This is a genomic window from Symmachiella macrocystis, from assembly GCF_007860075.1.
Lineage (GTDB): Bacteria > Planctomycetota > Planctomycetia > Planctomycetales > Planctomycetaceae > Symmachiella > Symmachiella macrocystis.
In genome coordinates, this window is the sequence record NZ_SJPP01000001.1 from 1,169,179 (window position 1) to 1,188,666 (window position 19,488).

The 19,488-nt window shown below is 54.2% G+C and carries 13 protein-coding genes; 4 read left to right on the forward strand and 9 right to left on the reverse strand.

Annotation, left to right across the window (positions count from 1 at the left end):
* Positions 1-124 precede the first annotated feature (124 nt).
* The 4 genes from CA54_RS04500 to CA54_RS04515 all read left to right on the forward strand — a co-directional run bounded on the left by CA54_RS04500 (position 125) and on the right by CA54_RS04515 (position 4,896).
* Positions 125-922, forward strand: coding sequence for an FHA domain-containing protein (locus tag CA54_RS04500; protein ID WP_197532200.1), 798 nt, complete (start codon positions 125-127; stop codon positions 920-922).
* A 36-nt stretch (positions 923-958) separates the two neighbouring features.
* Entirely contained in the window at positions 959-1,870 is a 912-nt protein-coding gene (locus CA54_RS04505; protein ID WP_146369654.1) for a response regulator, read from the forward strand.
* 87 nt (positions 1,871-1,957) lie between these two features.
* Complete coding sequence (locus CA54_RS04510; protein WP_146369655.1) at positions 1,958-3,430, forward strand: sulfatase-like hydrolase/transferase; 1,473 nt, start codon at positions 1,958-1,960, stop codon at positions 3,428-3,430.
* A complete protein-coding gene (locus tag CA54_RS04515; RefSeq protein WP_146369656.1) occupies positions 3,427-4,896 on the forward strand; it encodes a sulfatase in 1,470 nt (489 codons plus the stop codon). Before CA54_RS04510 ends, CA54_RS04515 begins: the two co-directional genes overlap by 4 nt.
* A gap of 119 nt (positions 4,897-5,015) precedes the next feature.
* On the opposite strand, the gene CA54_RS04520 is transcribed toward CA54_RS04515, so the two are convergent.
* The 9 genes from CA54_RS04520 to CA54_RS04560 form a co-directional block, all read right to left on the reverse strand.
* Complete coding sequence (locus CA54_RS04520; RefSeq protein WP_146369657.1) at positions 5,016-8,114, reverse strand: 1-acyl-sn-glycerol-3-phosphate acyltransferase; 3,099 nt, start codon at positions 8,112-8,114, stop codon at positions 5,016-5,018.
* Positions 8,115-8,186: 72 nt separating this feature from the next.
* Entirely contained in the window at positions 8,187-8,864 is a 678-nt protein-coding gene (gene rrtA / locus CA54_RS04525) for a rhombosortase (protein WP_146369658.1), read from the reverse strand.
* Positions 8,865-11,000 (reverse strand): VIT and vWA domain-containing protein, encoded by a 2,136-nt coding sequence (locus CA54_RS04530; protein ID WP_197532201.1) that lies wholly within the window; start codon positions 10,998-11,000, stop codon positions 8,865-8,867.
* A 420-nt stretch (positions 11,001-11,420) separates the two neighbouring features.
* Positions 11,421-12,956, reverse strand: coding sequence for a hypothetical protein (locus CA54_RS04535; RefSeq protein WP_146369660.1), 1,536 nt, complete (start codon positions 12,954-12,956; stop codon positions 11,421-11,423).
* A gap of 205 nt (positions 12,957-13,161) precedes the next feature.
* A complete protein-coding gene (locus tag CA54_RS04540) occupies positions 13,162-14,388 on the reverse strand; it encodes an FG-GAP repeat domain-containing protein (RefSeq protein ID WP_146369661.1) in 1,227 nt (408 codons plus the stop codon).
* A 167-nt stretch (positions 14,389-14,555) separates the two neighbouring features.
* Entirely contained in the window at positions 14,556-15,464 is a 909-nt protein-coding gene (gene nhaR, locus CA54_RS04545; protein WP_146369662.1) for a transcriptional activator NhaR, read from the reverse strand.
* Between the two features lie 159 nt (positions 15,465-15,623).
* Positions 15,624-17,339: a TolC family protein gene (locus CA54_RS04550; RefSeq protein ID WP_197532202.1), complete on the reverse strand. Its 1,716-nt coding sequence runs from the start codon at positions 17,337-17,339 to the stop codon at positions 15,624-15,626.
* A gap of 182 nt (positions 17,340-17,521) precedes the next feature.
* Entirely contained in the window at positions 17,522-17,899 is a 378-nt protein-coding gene (locus CA54_RS04555; protein WP_146369664.1) for an HPF/RaiA family ribosome-associated protein, read from the reverse strand.
* Positions 17,900-18,046: 147 nt separating this feature from the next.
* Positions 18,047-19,465, reverse strand: a complete 1,419-nt coding sequence (locus tag CA54_RS04560) for an HlyD family secretion protein (RefSeq protein ID WP_146369665.1) — start codon at positions 19,463-19,465, stop codon at positions 18,047-18,049.
* Positions 19,466-19,488: the final 23 nt, after the last annotated feature.

Below are 19,488 nucleotides of genomic sequence, written 5' to 3' on the forward strand. Positions count from 1 at the left end.
GAACAGTTAATTGACCAGTTTGCGGACCGGCTTCAGTTCCTGACCTTATCCGGTCTGTCTGGCTTGACCGTAGTTTACAGCCCATAGTCGACGGCATATAATCGACAGCATGTACGGATACCTCATGCCAGCTTCGGGGGGCCGTTCGGTCGCGCTGAATAAGCAGCGACTGTTTATGGGCCGCGAGAAAAAGAGCGCCTCAGCGGGACGTCTCTCGCAGGAGAATGCGTATTGCCTGTTGGAGTTGATCGACGGTTGGTGGTTTATCGACGATCTCCGCAGCCCTGGGGGATTGAAGATCAATGGCCGCATCTGCAAACGGCAACGCCTGATGCCTGGTGACGAGATTGCCATCGGCAAACATCGTTATCGCATCAGCTTCGAGGCCCCCAAGCATAACCTCGGCATAAGAGGCTCCGTAGCTGCGAAGCGGAGTGGCACGCAGGGGAAGGAGTCACGCAAGCCAGTCATGGCCGGGCCGCTGGGGCGATTGGTGCCGGTCGGTGGAGGTGGGGTCCATCAACTCACGAAAACTCCCGTTATCATAGGCCGCAAACCACCTTGCGATATTGTGATCCCTGCAAAAACTATTTCGGGCAAACATTGCGAATTGTCATTGACCGATGGTTACTGGCGCATCAAAGACCTGGGAAGTCACAATGGCATCCGCATCGAAGGCAAAAGTTGTAAAGAGGATTGGGTTTTGCCCCAACAACAGTTATCGATCGCCGACCAACGCTTTCAATTAGAATACGAGGGGCAGGGCCCGCGTCCCCTTCCAGACGAGCCCGACTTCCAATTCAGAAAACCGCTGATGGCACAGCTGGGATTGTCAAATCGAGACATCGACAAATTGGTTGATGAATCGGAAGACGAAGAACCAACACCACGAAAACGCTGGGACTTAACCACCGATGCATGATCGCCTTGATGATCCTGTAAAATAGAGAACAGATCCATGCCGAACGTTTTGATCGTTGACGACTCTGGAATTGATCGTGCACTGGCGGGCGGATTACTGGAACGCGAAGACGATATCATCCTCTCCTTTGCCACAAATGGTCGCGAAGCATTGGATCAGATTTCCTCGACGCGGCCCGACCTTGTTGTTTCCGACTTGCAGATGCCCGAGATGAACGGGCTTGAGTTGGTTGCGGCCCTGCGTGAAGAACACCCCTCGGTGCCGGTGATTATTATGACTGCCCTGGGCAGTGAAAAAATTGCCGCCGAAGCACTCAAAATCGGTGCGTCAGGCTATGTCCCCAAAGCATCGTTGAGCTCACATTTGCCGCAAGCCGTGCGACGACTGTTCAATGCATCACACGCAGACCGGCTGCATTCGCGGTTGTTTCACTCACTTCAGGACCTGGATTGCCGATTCCGACTTCAGAACGATCCCGAACTGATTTCGCCACTCGTCGATCGAGTCCAAGAGGTGTTGCGATGTCTTCCCTTGGGGGATGAAGCGGAACGCGTTCGCGTCGCTGTCGCCGTGGGACACGGTTTGTGGATCGCCCACCATCACGGAAACCTTGAACTGGCCTTAAGCGGCCCATGGACGGACTCCGAGTTTCAAGAGGTGGCGATCAAGCAGCGTATGGAGTCCCCGGCAACCGAACGCAGTATCGAACTGCATACGGTGGTCAATCGTGAGCAAGCGACCTTCACGATCAGTCACGAGGGTGCGGGAATCGATGTTTCTCGATTGCCCCCCGATTTAGAATCGCAAGCAGCGGACAGATCTTGGTTGAGCGGCTTTGTGATGATTCCGGCGATCATGGATGAGGTTTCCTACTCACCCGCTGAAAAAAAGATCGTGCTCGTGAAACGAGCCGTTGAAGCTCCCGATGACGACTTGGAGCTTTCCTAAGGCGCACGTTTCCATTCCGTTGCATTAAGAGATTTCTTAATGCGACACAAAGTCATCATGGACGATCGTTCGTCCGGAGTGCCCCCCATGAAAATGACCACGGCGGTTTTTGTCTCTTCGGTGTTACTAGCTGGTGCGTCACTCAACGCCGCAACCGCTCCTCCCAATATCGTGGTGATCCTGACGGATGATCAGGGATTTGCTGACATCAGCCTCAATCCGCATCATCCCCAAGAGGTGTCGACACCTCATATGGACGCGCTGGCGAAAGAGGGAGTCACATTCTCACAGGCCTACACGAGTGGGCATGTCTGCTCTCCCACCCGAGCCGGGTTGATGTTGGGGCGTTATCAGCAACGCGTCGGAGTCTATTCCGCCGGCGATGGCGGACGTGGTTTTGATCCGCAGTTGCCGATTTTTCCCTCATTTCTTCCGGATGAATACGTCTCAACGGCGATTGGTAAATGGCACCTCGGTTTGGACGAGGATTATCCCGCGCTCAAATGGCACGCGATGAACCGTGGTTTCGATGAATGTTATAAGTTCATGGGACGCGGCGGGCACGATTATTTCGATTTGCATTCCGACACCGAAAGCAAATCCGCGCATCCCCTTTATCGCAATAAAAAACGGATCGACGATGAAGGCTATTTGACGGACCGTCTCTCCGAAGAGGCCATCGAGTTTATCGAGCGGAACAAAGCGCAACCATTTTTTCTCTATCTGGCTTACAACGCGGTTCACGCCCCGCCCCAAGCGCCGCAGGAGACCATTGCACAGTACCGCAAAAAGTTTCCCGACCTGGACGACAAACGTGTGGTCCTGATGGCGATGTTAAAGCACCTGGACGATGGGATCGGCAGGGTCGTCGAAAAGCTCAAGCAGGAAGAATTGTTCGACAATACGATTCTGTTTTTCCTGACCGACAACGGTGGCTCCAAGGCCATGAGTGCGAATAACACTCCGCTGCGTGGTTTCAAAGGCAGCCTCTATGAAGGGGGAATCCGCACACCCTTCATCGTTAGTTGGCCGGCAAAGTTCTCCGGCGGACGCACCATCAATACGCCGGTAATCTCCCTCGACATCCTGCCCACAGTTCTTGACGCGGTCGCTAGGAATCCTGAAACGAAAAACAAGTTCGACGGCAAGAGTCTGCTACCACTGCTCACCGACCAACGCACAGCTCACCACGATACACTGTATTGGAGCGAAGGGGGCGACAGTGGCGAGTGGGCAGTCCGCAGCGGCGACTGGAAGATGCACGCAATGAAGGACAAGCAACAATTGTTCAATCTGGCTCACGATCCGGGAGAGAAAACAGACTTAACTGCCGAGCATCCCGAGAGGGTTAAAATAATGAACAGCGCCTTCGACCAATGGATCGGGGAAATGGCCGCACCGATTTCCGGCGGCAGCAAACGTTGGGAGGATCGTCCAGCGGATCAGTTGTCGGACCGCAAGAAAGAACGCCGCAGGCAGCGCGCAGAACGCAGGCGACAACGAGCTGCTGAGAAAAAGTTGAAGAAATCAAACGCAAACGCCCAGGATTCAATCCAATGAGAGTCCCTCTTTTCCTGTTGCTCGCCGGTGTATTGTGTGTAAGCAATAGTCGTGCAGCGGACCCCACGCCGCAGCCGAATGTGCTGTTTATTGTTTGCGATGATCTGAACACTCACGTTTCGACCTCTGGGTATCCGCACATCAAGACCCCCAATTTGGAGGAGCTCGCGGAAGCCGGGATGACTTTCGGCCGGGCGTATTGCCAATATCCCGTTTGCGGACCGTCGCGCGCTTCGTTTCTCAGCGGCCTGTATCCCGAATCAACCGGGGTTCTCGATAATAAAAGCGACATCCGAACAACGCGCCCCAACACGCGATCCCTGCCGCAATGTTTCAAGGAACAAGGGTATTGGGCGGCGTCTGTGGGAAAGGTTTTTCATTCGCCACAACATGAGCAAGGCCCGCTCGCCTGGAACGAATTCCAGCGTTTCGAAAACGATGAAATGCCGCACGTAACTGCAGCTAAAAAGGTTTTTGAGGCCCAGCACGGTCCCGTCGACAAAGGCAAGAATCGACGTCTTTGGAAGAGGCATTTGGGTACACTTTCGACGCAGACGCATGGTCGGCCTCGCCCAGGATACGGCCCGTCCGGACTTCACGACGAACAACACAAGGATGGTAAAAATGTCCGGCAGGTCGTGTCTTGGCTTGATGAAAAACCAAGTGGCGAACGACCATTCTTCATCGTCTGTGGAATCCAAAAACCCCACGTTCCGTTTCTCGCCCCCGACGCTTATTTCAAGCTGTATCCCCAGGAAAGCTTGCAGTTTTCATTGACGCCGGCAGGATTCTGGAATCAAGCTCCGCGCTCGGCGATGGTCAAACGATTCCAAGGCTTCGGTTTCGAGCTAGGCGTCGAAAACGACGCACTCAGACGCGAATACACTCAGGCCTACCACGCCTGTATCTCCTTCATCGATGCGCAAATCGGTCTGTTGATGGAGGGCTTAAAGCGAAACGGCCAGTGGGAGAACACGATCGTCGTGCTGACTTCCGATCACGGTTATCAGCTCGGTGAGCATTTCATGTGGGGCAAGGTGACACTGTTCGATGTCTGCAACCGTGTGCCGCTTTTGATCCGCGTCCCTCGCCTCACACAGCCCGGCTCGTCCAGCGACGGCCTGGTGGAACTGATCGATCTTTATCCCACGCTCGCCGAACTCTGTACGGTGACTCCTCCCGATGATCTTCAAGGTACCAGCTTAGTCCCCATGCTTTCTGATCCGGCATTGCCCGGCAAGGAATTCGTGTACACAGTCGTGAGACGTGGAAGAAAATTTGGCAAAGCGATCCGAGCTGACCACTGGCGCTACGCACGTTGGCCGGACGGTGAGGAACTCTACGATCTGCAGCGAGACCCCGCGGAGTACGTCAACCTCGCGACCTCTGCGAAACACGCCGACGTTTTGTCGGTGATGAGAGCCCGGCTGAACCAAGCCGAAAAAACAGTGGCGGCGCGACGATAACCAGGGCCGCTGAAGATTACGACTTTTTCTTAATTTCCCCGGCAATGGCGAAACCATTCCATCCCGTCGAATGTCAAATGCAATCGGTGGGCCTAAGCATATAGGACTACCGATGCCGCTTACTGGCCAGGGGGTAGCTCCGTCGATTCCGGTGGATTCGACGCCGCCAGTTTCGAAGACCTGAGTCGCCGCCCGAGCGGCGCTGCCACAGCCCACACAGCGGCAAGCAGTGTGAGAAATGCCAACGTCCTGCCGAGCGGGCCAATGCTTTTCAGCGCGATGGGGTCTGAGGATTGGACAAACGAACTAGCGGGGCGATCGACGGTATTGCGAAATGCCTGTGCATCGGTGAGGAATCGCGAGGTTTCCGTCACTTCATCACCATCGATAAACGCGACGAATTCAAACTGCGCGGCGTCGTTACCGTATTCCTCGTTGAACTTGCGTGCCAGGTTGATGGCCGGCATGGTTTGCCGCCCCATGATTTCCTCCAGCGGAAACTGAATCGTGCCGGCATTTCCGCCATAGGCACGAAACACGACTTCGGTACAAACCAACTTCGAGGGTGTTTCGAAGTTGAACTCAAAATCGTAGGGCCGGCCGGCGAAACTGAAGGCGCTCACGATGGCGTCCTTTTTTTCTTGCTCACTGACGTTGGGCCGCAGGACGGCCACCGAATCCGCACCGCCGATCGAGTGCTCCAACGACGAGAAAATCACCCCCTCGCTGACCGCCTCGACGATCACATGGGGGTGCCCTTCGTCATCTTTGGCAGAGAATTTGTGCCAATGGTTGTTGACGTATTCATTCGTATCCAGTCCCAACAGCTTTAGGTCCTCCGTCGTGCCGACGTAGACTGCACCGTGCGGCCAATAGCCGGGTAGGAAGGCGTTGGACAGATACCAATTCCGCCGTTCCAAGAGAATATCACCCGGTTCAAGTACCTCGGCCAATTGGGCCAATTGTAGCTTGTCGATTAACGGTTCGCCCCCGTGTGGTCTGCGGATTTTGAAATCACCAATCCAGGTCGAGACCAGCGACTGTGTCGCGTATTGCGCATGATAAATCAGATTTCCCAAATCAGAAACGGCGACTTGGATGACTCGTGCGGTGACCGAATCATCGATTTCACGGATCGTCTCTTCCGCATCGGCGATGGCATTGTGAAACCGATCGTATGGCGACGAGGATAACAGTTCATGCGTTTGCAACTGTTGTTGCACATGCTCCTGGTGGTAGTACTGCCGGGCCAATTCGAACATGCGGATATTTTGGGGACTGGCGAGATTCTGCCGAATCGTGTCGTACAAGCCGGGAGGAATTCCCCAATTCGGTTCCGGTTCGTTCAATTTGGCGACTGCCTCCGAACGGTCACCAAATCGATGGACGAATTTGAGCGACGCCTCATACAACATCGAAGCCGCCGTAAATTCCAACAGAAAGGTGCGGAGCCGCAGTTCCTCATTCTCGATTTCCGCATAGCGTTGGTACTTCCAGATGATACGGAGCAGCGCTTCTCGGTAGGTCATGTAGCGTCGCAAGACTTCCCGGAGGTCGTCGTCATCCGCCTGATTCGTGAATTTACGGTTGCCTTCATTAAAATCGCGCTGAATCCGCGTCGCCCGAGCTTCTAAAGTATCCAGTTCGTCGATGAGCCGATTGAGTTCTTGTTCGTCGGCATCGACTAAAGCCGTCATTCGTTTTTGGGAAATTTGCTGGACGTCCAGTCCGCTCCCGCTGAGCGGATCATCGAAGAGGCGATAGCGCGCGACCCAGAGAGTCGCAAAGACCAACGCCACAATGAGGGCTCGCCCGGCGATTCTCCCGATTTGGCTTTTACGGGACGGACGGAATTCCTTGATCGGTCGCGGTGAGACTTCTTCAAAATCCTCAGCCAAACCACGCAGTCGCTGACGTAAATCGGCTTCTTGCTGACGTAGGTTTAATAATGTCGTGCGATCGATGGTGACTTGAATCTGATGCCAGATCAGTTGCGCCACACGGCCCGCCCTTCGCCAGTAGTGGATGGCGATCACGCCGCAAAACGGCGCAGCGATCATCCAGGTCCAGGCAAACCAGGGCGCGTAGTAGCCAAACGCCCACCAGGCGACGAGAGCATACCAGAGCAAATAGGCAGGCAAACCAACGAAGACCCGACTGGTGGCGATCGTCTTGCGGCCGGGCTGGTCAAAAAACGGCGCCAATCCACGGACGATGACAAACGGAACGAGGTGCTGCAACGTCCCTGCCAGCGCCGGAAAGAACAAAAGAATCAGGCAAAACAGTTCCCAGACGATCTCGGCGAAGACACGAAAACCACGAAGCCGTAACACGGGCGAATCGATGGTCAGTCCAGCCTGCTGAACACGGTCGCGATAAGCCTTGATGTCGTCAGCCACCGATTCTGCACGAGGACGGTCATTAGCAAAGAAGTAGTTAATCGCATCAGCGATCCGTTTTCGTCGTTTTAATGGCGGTGACGTTTCCTTGTTAGCATCTTGCGGCGCTTCGGCAAGCGATTGCAGATCGTCGAGCCATGGTTCCCAGTCCGGTTCGTCGAGATGCACGACGACTTCTTTCAACCGCGCTTCGAGCAGTTGAGTCAAGCTGCGCCTGGAAACCCGCTCCTTGCCGTCATTTTCCGCGAGACACGCCGCTACATCGATCGGCTCGCCCACCTGAATCCAGACGGAGGAGCGAAACGCATCTTTGCGTTCGTAGGTAATCCCGATTGGAATAACCAACAGACCGTCGGCACCTTCCGCGATGGCTTGCAGAGCCATCCGCGCCGCGCCAGAGCGGACCATCTCCAGATGTGCCTGGTCGGTCGATTTTCCTTCTGGAAAGATACCCATGGCAAGGCCGTCAACCAGCACTTTGGCTCCGACATCTAAGCTTTCAATATTGCGACGAACATCGCGGGCATCGTCGCTACCCCGAAAGGCGGGGATCATCCCCAGAGCCCTCATGGGAGGGCCGAGCAGCGGGTTTTCGAACAGCGGCGCCTTAGCCAAAAACCGGACCGGCCGACGGGCGACAACGCCGATCAACACCGGATCGATCAACGAATTGGCATGATTGGCACACAACAACATAGGCCCTGTTTGAGGGATCCGCTCAGAACCGGTCGTCTCGATGGTGGGGTAATATTTTGTCGCCAGCCAACGTACGAGCGTCCGCATCCAACCCCGCTTTTCGACCGCCGGTTGGTTTGACATGACTGGTCTCCGTCAGTGTTGAAGTGAGGGTGGCGCAGCGCTCCGCAAAATGCCAGTATACTGGTCAAACAGTCAACCCTCAATTCGAAGCCTGATACCTTGCCGGCGAGAAACGTGGCCATTGCGGTTGCCTACGAATCGGCCGCCGCTCATCCAACCCCACCCACCGATTCCGACTCCGACCAATCCTCCCACCACATGTGCCAGCGGAATGGGCACCATGTCGGCAGCTGCGCTATCGACAAACAAGGTTTGCCCGGTCACGTATTCAAAGCCAATCTTGGCCGCGAATCCGCAAAGGACAATGCCCACTGCAGCAACCCAGCCCCATCGTCGGGTGGTCACGTTCTCTCGCAAGATCGTTGTTGCCGACAGTACGAAGAGGGCCGAATCAATCCCAGAGAGCCCCCGATAAGCATCGACCTCGGGCATCAACAGGTCAATGCACAGCGGGATCAGTACTGCTGAAGCGGTTAGACACCCCAGGAATGACCGGCGATTCGTTGTTTCACACAGTGCAGCTAAAATGACAAACGCCAGGGCATCCCAGATCAAATGATCCAGTGACCAATGAGTGAAATGACAAGTTACAATCCGCCACAGTTGTCCCGCGGCAATCGCCGAAGGCTCGAATTGTAGCTGGCTCGCAATCGCTGGAAGAAACGACAAACAGACCGCCACTCCTCCCAGCAGCAGTGAGATGCCGGGAATACACCTCACTGCCGCGTTCTTCTTCGTTTCAGAGAACACTTAGACCTCCCCGTTTTCATCATCCACATTGGAGCGACGACGACGGCGGGCAGCGAAACCCAAGCCCGCCAACGCCAGTGCAATTCCTCCGCTGATCGGATCAAACGCACCGCCGCCTGATACGCCGGGACTAAAGCTCACATCGCGGCTTTGTCCCGGTGGTTGCGAGACCGGAGTCGGATTGGCCTGCAACGGAACGTTACGGACAGCCGTCTCATTTTGAACAACCTGCTGTGGTTGTGGTGCTGTGGGCTCGACCTTCGGTCCCAATTCCGTGAATGCCTGTTCACGCAGCCGTTGCAACTCCACACGCTGCTGTTGTTGTGCTCGGCGGTCACGCCCCAGTCGCAACAGGTTGCGACGCTCGATCTGCCAACGTTTATATTCGGCGTCGTTTTCCAGTACTAAGAACGAGGTATATTCAGTCACGATCGAATACTGCTCACCAAGCCGTACGATTTCATCGATCACTGTACTCCGCGATCCGGCGCGGTCCGCTTGTTTCAGCAGTCGATTCACTTTCAACCAAGCCCACATGCGTTCGATTTCGGGATTGGCAGGATCGACCTCGGCAAATTCCAGCGATACCGTTTGTTCAATGGGTGCTCCGTTCACCTCGGCTGTCAGCCGCGCCGTCGCCGGTCCACTTTTGCGGTAACGACCGTACAAACGCACCGGCATGCCGTGATACAAATTGGGCAGTTGCTTCGGCTCGACGTCATACACATCCCCACCATCAACCGTGATCTTCACATCGGCAGCTGCTGGTCGCAGGAGTTTACGGCGGAAGGACTCCGCTTGTCGGGAGAAGTCATCACCTTCGGAGAGAAACGCAGCCAACCCGCCCGCCTCTTCGGCCAGTTGCGACAGCAACGGTCGATTCACTTCATTACCCACACCGATGCAAAAGACACGGGCTCCCGAGGGACGCGTTTGAATCGATTCGAGTAACTCCCGCCGCTCTGACTGCTCGGTCATCCCGTCACTGAGGATGACCACATTCAACGGACGATCGGGATCACCATATTTATAGGCGGTCGCCATGGCCGGTCGCAGCACCGTCCCCCCGCGGCCTTGTTGCGAACGGAGAAACTCGACGGCTTCCGCTTGTGAATGCTCAGTCACCGGCTGCAATTGGTTGAACAAGGTGTTGGGAACGACGTTGAACGTAATGAGTTCAAACCGGTCCTCGGTCCCCAGTTCGCCAATAAAAGCATCGATCGAGTTGCGGGAAATCCGCAATTTTCCGTCCCGCGCCATGCTGCCAGAAATATCGAGCAGAAACACATAATCCATCCCGGTGTACGCTTCGGCTAACTCCTCCCCGGCCGTCAAGGTGAGTTGGAAATACCCGTCGTCGCCGGATTGGTTTGATGTAATCACGTCGATTCCCGTATGCGGACGCGTGGCGTGATAGGCCAAAACGATGTCTCGATTGAGGTCCCCGCCGTCGGTTTCCAAACTGGCTTCGTAGTACGAATCGGAATGGCGGACGACGACAAAATCCTCACCGTGGCTGGGGCTTTCCAGCTTTTTGATAGGAATCTGTGATTTGACGTGTAACGTCAGGCCAAATTTCCCCTGTGTTTGTGCATCCAACCCGGAACGCGGCGCGGTCGATAACGGGTAGACATACGTCGCCCAGTCATGATCGAAATCGAGTTCTTGGTAATAAGTGATTTGCACCTTTTGTTCGGCCTGGGGACCAATCGGAAAGATTCGCATTTCAAAGTTTTTGTAATCGACCTGTTCCAAGAGGCCCGGGTCGCGTCGCTGTTTTTTGTAGCTGTTGTAGATCTCGCGGGCTCGTTTCTTTTCCAAGACTTCGCCCACCATTTCTTTGCCGCCGATCCACATACTAAAATTCGCTACCGACGCCGCTTTGGGCACGGGAAACAGATACAGCGCCTCCACTTGCCGATCCTCGGTGTTGCGAAAGACCTGCGTGACATGCGTGACCACAACCCCGTTGTTAATGGTCACATCGGCCGTGTGCTCTTCGATCTCCAATACGCCACCGAAGCCGCCGTCGGCAATCAACATACCGGCGGCGCGGGCCGGCGCGGGCACCATGGCCGCCGTCGCTAGAACCGCTGTGGCCACGTACAGAGAGGAGCGTCTCAATATTCGTTTCATGATTCCTGTCTCCTGAGCGTGCGTTGTCTGAAGCGCAACGCACATTGGTTACACATGGACTGCCACACCTCATCGGCACTCTGCCCCGAAGTTCGGCGCCCGACATAGACAACTCTCAGAATTGATCAATTCTTCCTGCCTCTGCCATGACAGGCGACGGCAGCGGCGGAATGTAACGCGGCTTCTCCTGGCCCCGATACTTTTGACCGGAATTGATGTCGGACATCACGAGTCGCTGCGCGTGATAGGGCGGCGATTCTGTCACCGGAATCAGCGAGAACCCAGCGTCGGTCGAGCTGCACCCAAGCGATTTGACTCAAAATATTCGCGGGGAACCATCAGGAAATCCGGGAGAGAGAGTGCGCAATTTGCCCGCTGTCGATTGACGAGCTTCAATGCGCATGAGGCGATGAGCTTGGCCTAGTCTTCAAATTTCAGCGAGTACACGTCGGCTTCGCGCATGACCATGCGCAGGACCACGGGACGACCGACAAGAGCCTCAACGCTCCTGTTCCCTTTCCAACTAACGCGGCGATCGAGAGAGTCACCATAGATGATGTCGCAATCCGCGAGCGTAAAGCCGGAGATGGGTGTACCGGCGGGCGAGAGGATTTCCACCTGGACCATACCGGAGGCACTGGTCGCCACATTCAGTGAAAGTTCCTTCCCTGAAAAGCGAATGGGTTTGGTCGTGAACTCGCCTTGTTTGAGCTTGGCGTGAATCGAAGCAAAACCATCGACGCGTAATGAGTAGCGTCGCAAGCGAGATTGGCGCCCCGTGAAATACGATTCCGTGGCGTATAGCGAAAGCTCGCGGGGAGCGTCGTCCTTGACTGACTTGGTTTCGACCACATGCCAGGCGATGTAGTTATCTCCGTACGACCAGTTGTGTTTGGTTCGCAGCCCGGGCGGTAGAAATACGTCGTTGCTTTGACGAAAATTTCGACCATCGCGACTCGTGATATAAATCGAGTCAGTCACGGCCGTACCATAACGCGGAGTGACTGTCATCCGTTTTTCACGCAGCTTCCACTCGGGCAGCAAAGGTGTCGAAGCTGTCAATCCGTGATCAACGTAGCGCGCTGGAAATCCAATATAGAGGTGAGGCGCTCGCTCATACGGCTTGACCTGATTGACATAGAATTGCGAGAGCGGTTGCGGTCCCTCACCCTCGGGGAAAGCGATTGTTCCCTCGTCGGTCCAGTGGAGAAAATCGTCGGAGACGGCTCGGTTGATCAGCCGTGTCCCCGAGAAACCACCTTTAGTAAAAACGCGGTAATACATCACATACTTTTTCTCTGTCGTCGACCAGAACGAGATGTTCTGCGTGTCGAACGCTCCTTTGTCAAACACCGGCCCGGGGGCCAGGGGGGTCCAGTGAATTCCATCAGGAGACTGATAGACCCAAATGCCCTTATGGTTTTCAAACCCGGCTCCGATTGCCTTGTACCGTCCCTCCGGTTTCGCAGCGGGATTTGAATCGATAAAAGGTGAGAAATCGTGGCAGCGACCACCGTCACCCAGCTTGTCCAAAATAATATTGTTGTCCTTCGAACCTTGGAACTCACACAGACCAAGATTGGGCCGGTCCCATTGAATCCCATCATGACTCTCAAAGTATCCTATGGTTAGCGGTCCGCCCGGCTCGATGCCTGTGGGAATCTGCCAAGCGTGGTAGTACATGCGATAGACCGCTTCTTGGGAATCGTGCAAGACCGTGTAGTAACCGCAACCGTTGCCCTCCCAGGGCTTATCGCAATTCACCGCAATCTCCTCGCGGATCGGCTGGTGAACCAACAGTTGGACATTCTTCATCCCGCCCACAAGATGGTCGTCAATGAACAGTTCGCGGCGGTTGCCGAGATCGATGACTTCGTTCGATTGCGCAAATAGGCAGCGGCTGGTGAAGCTGCTGAAGAAGCACAACAGCACCAAGAAATAGGTCTTAATATGCATGGTCACGGGTCGCCTAAACTTAGAGATCAATTGCTGAATCACAAACACGCACCTGGGGAGAGTCACGTCAATACCAGGATAATCAGATGAGTTTTCTCATGACACTCAAAACCTGATGGCTCGGCAGTTTTGATTCCAATCCGGGGGCACGGTGGTCATACCCACGCACTCAATAATCCTGAGAAGCCGGTACCTGCATGCAGCCTCACTGCTTGCAGCGTTGATTGATAAACACAAAACTCCCGAGTTTCGATGCGGTGAGAATGTCATTCACACCGTCGCCGTTGACATCGGCAATCGTGACTTGAACACCCACTCCGGAGTGATCGTCGATCAGGTGAGGGACAAAACGCGCCGCGCCATCCTGGTGGGTCAACTCAAACCAATACAACACCGGTGCCGCGCTCGGCTCGATATCACCTTTCGGGCCGTGCGCCCACATCCGTTTGCCGATGACTAAGTCTTTGAGCCCGTCGCCATTGATGTCGCCCAGGTCAAGAGCATGCGGTTGCGTAAAAGCCACCCCGTATTTCTCAATTTCTTCGCGTGTCCCCATGAGCTGATGCCTGCGGAATGCGATTTCGTCTCCCTCGCGGTATTGCTCAAACCAGGCCAAACCCCAACCATGCGCGTTGAGGCTAGAAACCACATCGTTGTCGCCATCCCCATCGATGTCGTAGACAAACATCTGCGCCCCGCCGCGATCGTCAGAAAAACGATGGGCATGCCAGGTCCACGGGGTATTGGGCTTTGAGGGTTGAATGAACCATCCGTCGTTGAGGACGAGATCAAGGCGTCCGTCGCCATCAATATCCCCAACGCCGGTACCGTGGTAGAACTCTTTCCAGTCCCCGGGTTCCGACAGCGGCTTGAACTGCCAGGGTTCCGTCGGGGCCTCCCTGTTCGGTTCGATCCACCCCCAGCGTCCTTCCCAATGGCAAACCAATTGCGGACGGCCGTCTCCATCGAGATCAACGAGTGTGGGCGACTCACCATACACACGCTCAAATACAAAGTGTTTCAGCCATACGCTGTCTTGGTCACCGGGGTTCTCGTACCAATAGGCGGGATGTAGGTGGACTCGTCCCAAGACGAGAATGTCGGGCCACCCATCGCCATTAAAGTCGTGCACGAAAGAGAACATGCTGTTCGAGGGACTCTTTTCAGGCTCGAGCGGATCGGCGATGTAGAATTCGTGAGCCGCGGTAAACTTCGGCCCTGCATACCAATACGGCCCCGCCACGATGTCCGCGTGCCCATCGCGGTTAATATCGCCAGTTGCAATACCATCGCAGTAGTACCGCGGAGTGAGCTGAATTTTTTTGAAATTATTCGACTGAGGCTGTTTCTCTGCAGCTTCCGTACGAGAGTTCCCCAGAAGAAGATGGACGCACAATGCAACGGCCAGGAATCGCAGTGGAAGCGTCAGCATTGATGATTTCCTCGATTTCAGTGCTCAGGTGTTGGACGTTTAAAATCACGAGAACCTGTTTTGTACCTCGGTTGATCTCATTCCACAAACTTGCAGATCCGTGTCAGCGGACGCATCAAAGGGTTTTGAACGAAGGCTCCCTTCGGTAAAGCAGGTCAATTGCTGTTTCATTGTGCAAACAGCGATTCTTTGGCCGCTTCCGATATCGCCATCACAGCGGGGTGGCGAATGCGACGTTCGACCGTAATTGCATAGAATCGTTCGATGGCATTAGGGATTTCAAGAAGCAAACTCAGGCCGAACTGCCTTTCGATCTCCGCGCGAATCGCGAGGGGACCAGGCACGAAGCCGATGCCTGCCTCCGCAAACACTTTCAGCAAGGCCGTGTCGTCAAACTCACCAACAATCTGTGGAGAAATGTTGGCCTCGATAAGCCATTCTTCAATGGATCGTCGCATGGCCGTGTTTTCCGCTGGTAGGAGAAACGGAGCGGAACTCAGTGATTCTGGAAGCCCATGCTCATATTGGCGGCACAACTGAGCGGTACCGAACAATCCCACGCCACATTCACCCAATGCATGATTGAAGGCGCGGATGCGAACCATGGAGCCGGCTGGCGAGTCTGAGAAAACAACATCCAGTTCGTGCGTTGCTAGTTGAGATAACAACTGTTCCATTGGCCCTTCCCGACAAACAATCTGTACTTTCTCTTCAAGATGCAGTGCCGGCTCAAGCAGTCGGAACGCAATGAGTTTGGGTAAAACATCTGCTATGCCTACCATGAACATGATAGGTCGCCCGGTTGCATGCCCTTTGATCGCGTCACCAAGTTCCTGTCCAATGGCAAACATTTCATCTGCATAACGATAAACCATTTGGCCAACGTCAGTGAGTACCAAATCGCGACCGACGCGTTCGTAGAGTTTCTCGCCGAGCGCGCTCTCGAGTTTCTTCAGCTGGCCGCTAATCGTTGGCTGGGCTAAGTGCAGTTTTTCACAGGCACGTGTGATACTACCTTCTTTCGCAACCATCCAGAAGTAGAGTAAATGGTGGTAGTTTAACCAGTCCGCATTCATGTTGGTATGATTTCATCGCAGAGACTTAGCGAAGCCTGTTGAGGACGACCGAATCGACACCTGATAATATCCAGATACATCACTTCAGGATAGTCAATTCAGGATGCAAGGTGATCCCAGAGCGCGTCCGGCTGGTTCAGCTCGCTGCCTGAAAGCGTCCTAGGGCTTGCTTTCGGCAGGCATCGGCCAGTCAAATGCGAGTGCGGCGGTGTAGTTCGCCAAAGCTGCGAAATACTCCAGCAATGCTTCAACCTCGCCATCCGCAGCCTCGATGGCGGATTGCTCGCGAATGAAAACATCCAACAAACCGGACTGCCCCAGTTCAAAGCGACGACGTTCCACATCAGCCATGTATTCCGCAAGGCGTTTTGCTTCGCGTGCCTTGCCCAGACGATCATACGCGGCGGTCAAACCGGCAAAAGCAGCTTGGACTTCGGCAACGATTTTGTCTTGTGTAAAGCGACGCTTCACGGCAACTTGTGAAAGTTTTGCCTCAGCAGCGTGAGATTTTCCCCTTGCTTTGCGGCGTTGCAACGGCACGTCGATAAACAGGCTTGCTTCCAGTTCGTATCGAGATTTATCGCGTTTGCTGCTTGTCGGTTCCCCCACATCCTGTGAGTTCCAGACCTGCGCATCGACAGTCGGCAAATATTCGTTGTTGGCTTCCGCCAAGTCGACGTTGATTTGCCGATAAAGGGCATCCAGAGCAGCCAATTCAGGGCGTTGTGACAAGGCAACTTGAATGTCAGATTCGATTTGGGACGCGAGGAACTCAGTAGGTTCCGGAAAATCACGGAGCTGCGAGGGCTCAGGAATGATGGGAGAACCATCAGCGGATCGGTAGAACAGAGACAGCTTGACCGCAGATTGTTGCAGTTTCCGTCCACGGTCAATCAACTTTGATTCTCGTAACGCGATGGACCGCAGATTGTCCTGCAATGCCGGCGGGTCGAGATCCCCTTCTTCGACGCGCCGTTGGAGACGCGAATTGCGTTCTTCCGAAAGTTCCAAAGCTTGCTGCCAGATTCTGTATTGCTGTCCTGTCGCGATCCAAGTCCAGTACGCAATGCTGGCCTCTCGGACAAATAAAATCAGCTGAGCGCGAACCTCCGGACGGACGCGTTGTTGTTCATACGTCGCACGCCACAGTGCGGCACGGCGCTCATCGATCTCGCGATTCTTCAGAAGGGGGACGCGAAACCCAGCCTTGAATTCGCCTCCTTCATTTGTCTGCCGTTCGAGATACCACGGTTGAAAATTGCCGCGTCCGATTCGATAGCCGCTAAAGAATTCACCCCCATTGTAGATTGGCTGGACGAACCCGATATCCTGACGGTAGGTTTCGTAGAAACCGAGTGCGCCATTTTGGCTCGCACTTTTGAACTTGGTATCGAATGCGCCCCAAGTCGCCAGTTGTTTTCCGTCTGCAATCGAGTTTTCCAGCAATGCGGCTGCCAGCAGCGGATAAGACTCATGAACCGAATTGACGACTTGGTCGATAACAACCGCGGACGCATTGCCGCTTGCGAGATCAAGGGGAATGGGCTGGAGATAATCTTCAATTGCCCGTTCTTCAGGTTCAGCGGCCGAATCTTCGTCTGTTAAGAATTCTGCTGCCTCAGGCAGATCCTCTAAATCCGTCGTTGCTTCATCTTCATTCGAAACGAGTTGGAGTGGATCGCTAAGCTTTGTCTCAATTTGGTCGTTGGACTCCGCTTCGGATTGCTTGACGGTGATCGTGGAGGTTTGGGCCGCATTGCCTGCCAATCGCTTTAAATCGACCGGGGGTTGATTCGTTGTAACCGAACATCCCATTACGGCGATGACGCTGCCGGCAATTAGAGATGCGCGAAGTCCCGCTATTGGCATGTTCATACAACAGTGCATTTGATACGAGTTTCTCTGCGCGTAGATTCACAGACCTCTCCCACAGCTTTCCTAATCGGTATTATCGGCACGGTTTGGTGAGGCGATTGAGTTTGATTTCTATCCTAAATCATGCTCAGGATCGAATACTGTTCTCTCAGACCCAGTCATTCCTCACCTCGCCCAGACCGTTATTCGAATTCCACTGTTTCTTGGGGATTTGAGTCGTCACCACGGTGACTCAGTGGGACTTTTCGACTTCTTTTCGATTTGTTGCGTCCCACAACGCGTTGCAGGCTACGTCGCACCCGGTCCACTGCCAACGAAATTGCCCCGTACGCGTTTTCGTGATTGGCAGAAGCGATGATGTCGGGCTTTCCATTCACAGCCACAGCCACCCGGCAGCGTTGGTCGATGCCCCCTTTGGGGCCATTCACATCGACAATGCGGATGTCGACACCCTTGACGAAGTCTTCAAAAGGCCCGATTGCTGAGTCGATTTTCTGTTGGACATAATCTTGGACTTTTACTTTCAACGGCAATCCATCTGATGTAAAATTTATGCTCATCTCTGACTCCCTGGTTTGAGGATCGATGAAAAATCATAGCAACTCAATTGGGATCAATGGGGATTCTAAACCGCAGTAACATTTGGCAAATCGCACCGAACGACACTGAGAACAGTTCCCTAAATTGACCGTTGAATGTGACGTAGCTCAAGATTTGGGCAAAGGAGGCTTTTTATCTTTCTTCTTAGGCTCCTCAATAGAAACCACCGGTGGGAAGCCATTCATATTCCGCCAAATTTCGTACCACAGCGGCACTTGATTCAACAGCACCCAACCGTTGGCTCGCACGCCTTGACGCAGATAACGATCACCAGGCCAAGGCCGATCGGTTTGATCAGGACGAACCAAGATGCGAAACCGCCCCTTGCCGTCGTCCGTGGCGTCGACGGAAACGACTTCACCGCCAAATGTTCCAACAGCAACCGACGGCCAGCCCGCAAACTGCACAGCCGGCCAACCTTCAAATTGCAATCGAACATGTCGGCCAGGTTCCACTAAGGGCGTGTCGTTGCCGTCGAGCCAAATTTGCACAGCGCGATCCGCTGTCTCAGGGACGATGCGACAAATCGGATCCCCCGCCTTAAGGACCTGACTTCCTTGATTGGGAGTAATTTGTGTGACAAACCCGTCAAACGGCGCCATCACAGATTGGCTTCTCTGACGTGCGACTTTCGTTTCTGTCTCAAGCAGATCTTTTTGAGCCTTGTTCAGACTCGATTGGGCTTTGGCCACATCGCTTTCCGCTTTAGCCACGTCGCCAGTCGCCTTACGAAGGGTCGCATTTGCGTAATCAATGTCAGCCTGTGCCTTCTGTTCTTTCGCCTTCCGCTCACTTCGTTTCTGGGCAAGTTCGTTCCTAGCGGAATTGATGTATTGTTCCGTCTTGGCAACTTTGGCTTGAGTCTCTTTCAGCTTACGATCAGCCTCTTGATACTTAAGTTCTGACACTATGTTTTCTTCATACAACGTCTTTTGTCGTTTGAAGTTTAACTCAAGTTGCGATTGCGCCGCTTTATGTTCCTCAAGTTGTTGAAGCTCAGCGTCGACCTTGTTTTCCGCCGACTTCACCGCTGCGTCTGCAGCCGCCACGACTTGAGCCTTCACTTGTTCATAGGTTTTGACCTGAGACTCATACGATTTGACGATCGTGTGTGCTGCTTGCAGGTTGTTGCGGCTAGCCTGCAACATTTGTGCCTCTGCTTTGACCTGATTTTGGGAGGCCGCCAATTGATCCTCAAGCCGAGCTAGGTAGGAGGGATCAATGTCAGTAATTTCGGCGATGAGTTGCCCTTTTTTGACGAAGGCATTCTCAAAAACCCCTTCGCCCAGACGAGCAATTCGCCCCTTAATAGGAGCTTCCAGTGTTTGTTGTCGCTCGTCCGTCGCATAAGCAATCACACCACCGGTGCCCTTCACGGACTGCTGCCATGGCGCGAACGCAATGAGGATGAATCCCATGACCATGAAAACCAACAGGAATTTCCCCAACCGACGGGCCAATCGCGAAGAGCGCGCAAGCCGCAATGACGGCATAGCCGTTTCGCTGTAGGCTGCTGGCGCAAGCATTCGGCGTGATTGCTTCGGTTTTG

Coding starts and splice junctions, on each gene's coding strand:
- CA54_RS04500 (WP_197532200.1), top strand. CDS start 125: ATGCCAGCTTCGGGGGGCCGTTCGGTCGCGCTGAATAAGCAGCGACTG.
- CA54_RS04505 (WP_146369654.1), top strand. CDS start 959: ATGCCGAACGTTTTGATCGTTGACGACTCTGGAATTGATCGTGCACTG.
- CA54_RS04510 (WP_146369655.1), top strand. CDS start 1,958: ATGAAAATGACCACGGCGGTTTTTGTCTCTTCGGTGTTACTAGCTGGT.
- CA54_RS04515 (WP_146369656.1), top strand. CDS start 3,427: ATGAGAGTCCCTCTTTTCCTGTTGCTCGCCGGTGTATTGTGTGTAAGC.
- CA54_RS04520 (WP_146369657.1), bottom strand. CDS start 8,114: ATGTCAAACCAACCGGCGGTCGAAAAGCGGGGTTGGATGCGGACGCTC.
- CA54_RS04530 (WP_197532201.1), bottom strand. CDS start 11,000: ATGAAACGAATATTGAGACGCTCCTCTCTGTACGTGGCCACAGCGGTT.
- CA54_RS04535 (WP_146369660.1), bottom strand. CDS start 12,956: ATGCATATTAAGACCTATTTCTTGGTGCTGTTGTGCTTCTTCAGCAGC.
- CA54_RS04540 (WP_146369661.1), bottom strand. CDS start 14,388: ATGCTGACGCTTCCACTGCGATTCCTGGCCGTTGCATTGTGCGTCCAT.
- nhaR (WP_146369662.1), bottom strand. CDS start 15,464: ATGAATGCGGACTGGTTAAACTACCACCATTTACTCTACTTCTGGATG.
- CA54_RS04550 (WP_197532202.1), bottom strand. CDS start 17,339: ATGAACATGCCAATAGCGGGACTTCGCGCATCTCTAATTGCCGGCAGC.
- CA54_RS04555 (WP_146369664.1), bottom strand. CDS start 17,899: ATGAGCATAAATTTTACATCAGATGGATTGCCGTTGAAAGTAAAAGTC.
- CA54_RS04560 (WP_146369665.1), bottom strand. CDS start 19,465: ATGCTTGCGCCAGCAGCCTACAGCGAAACGGCTATGCCGTCATTGCGG.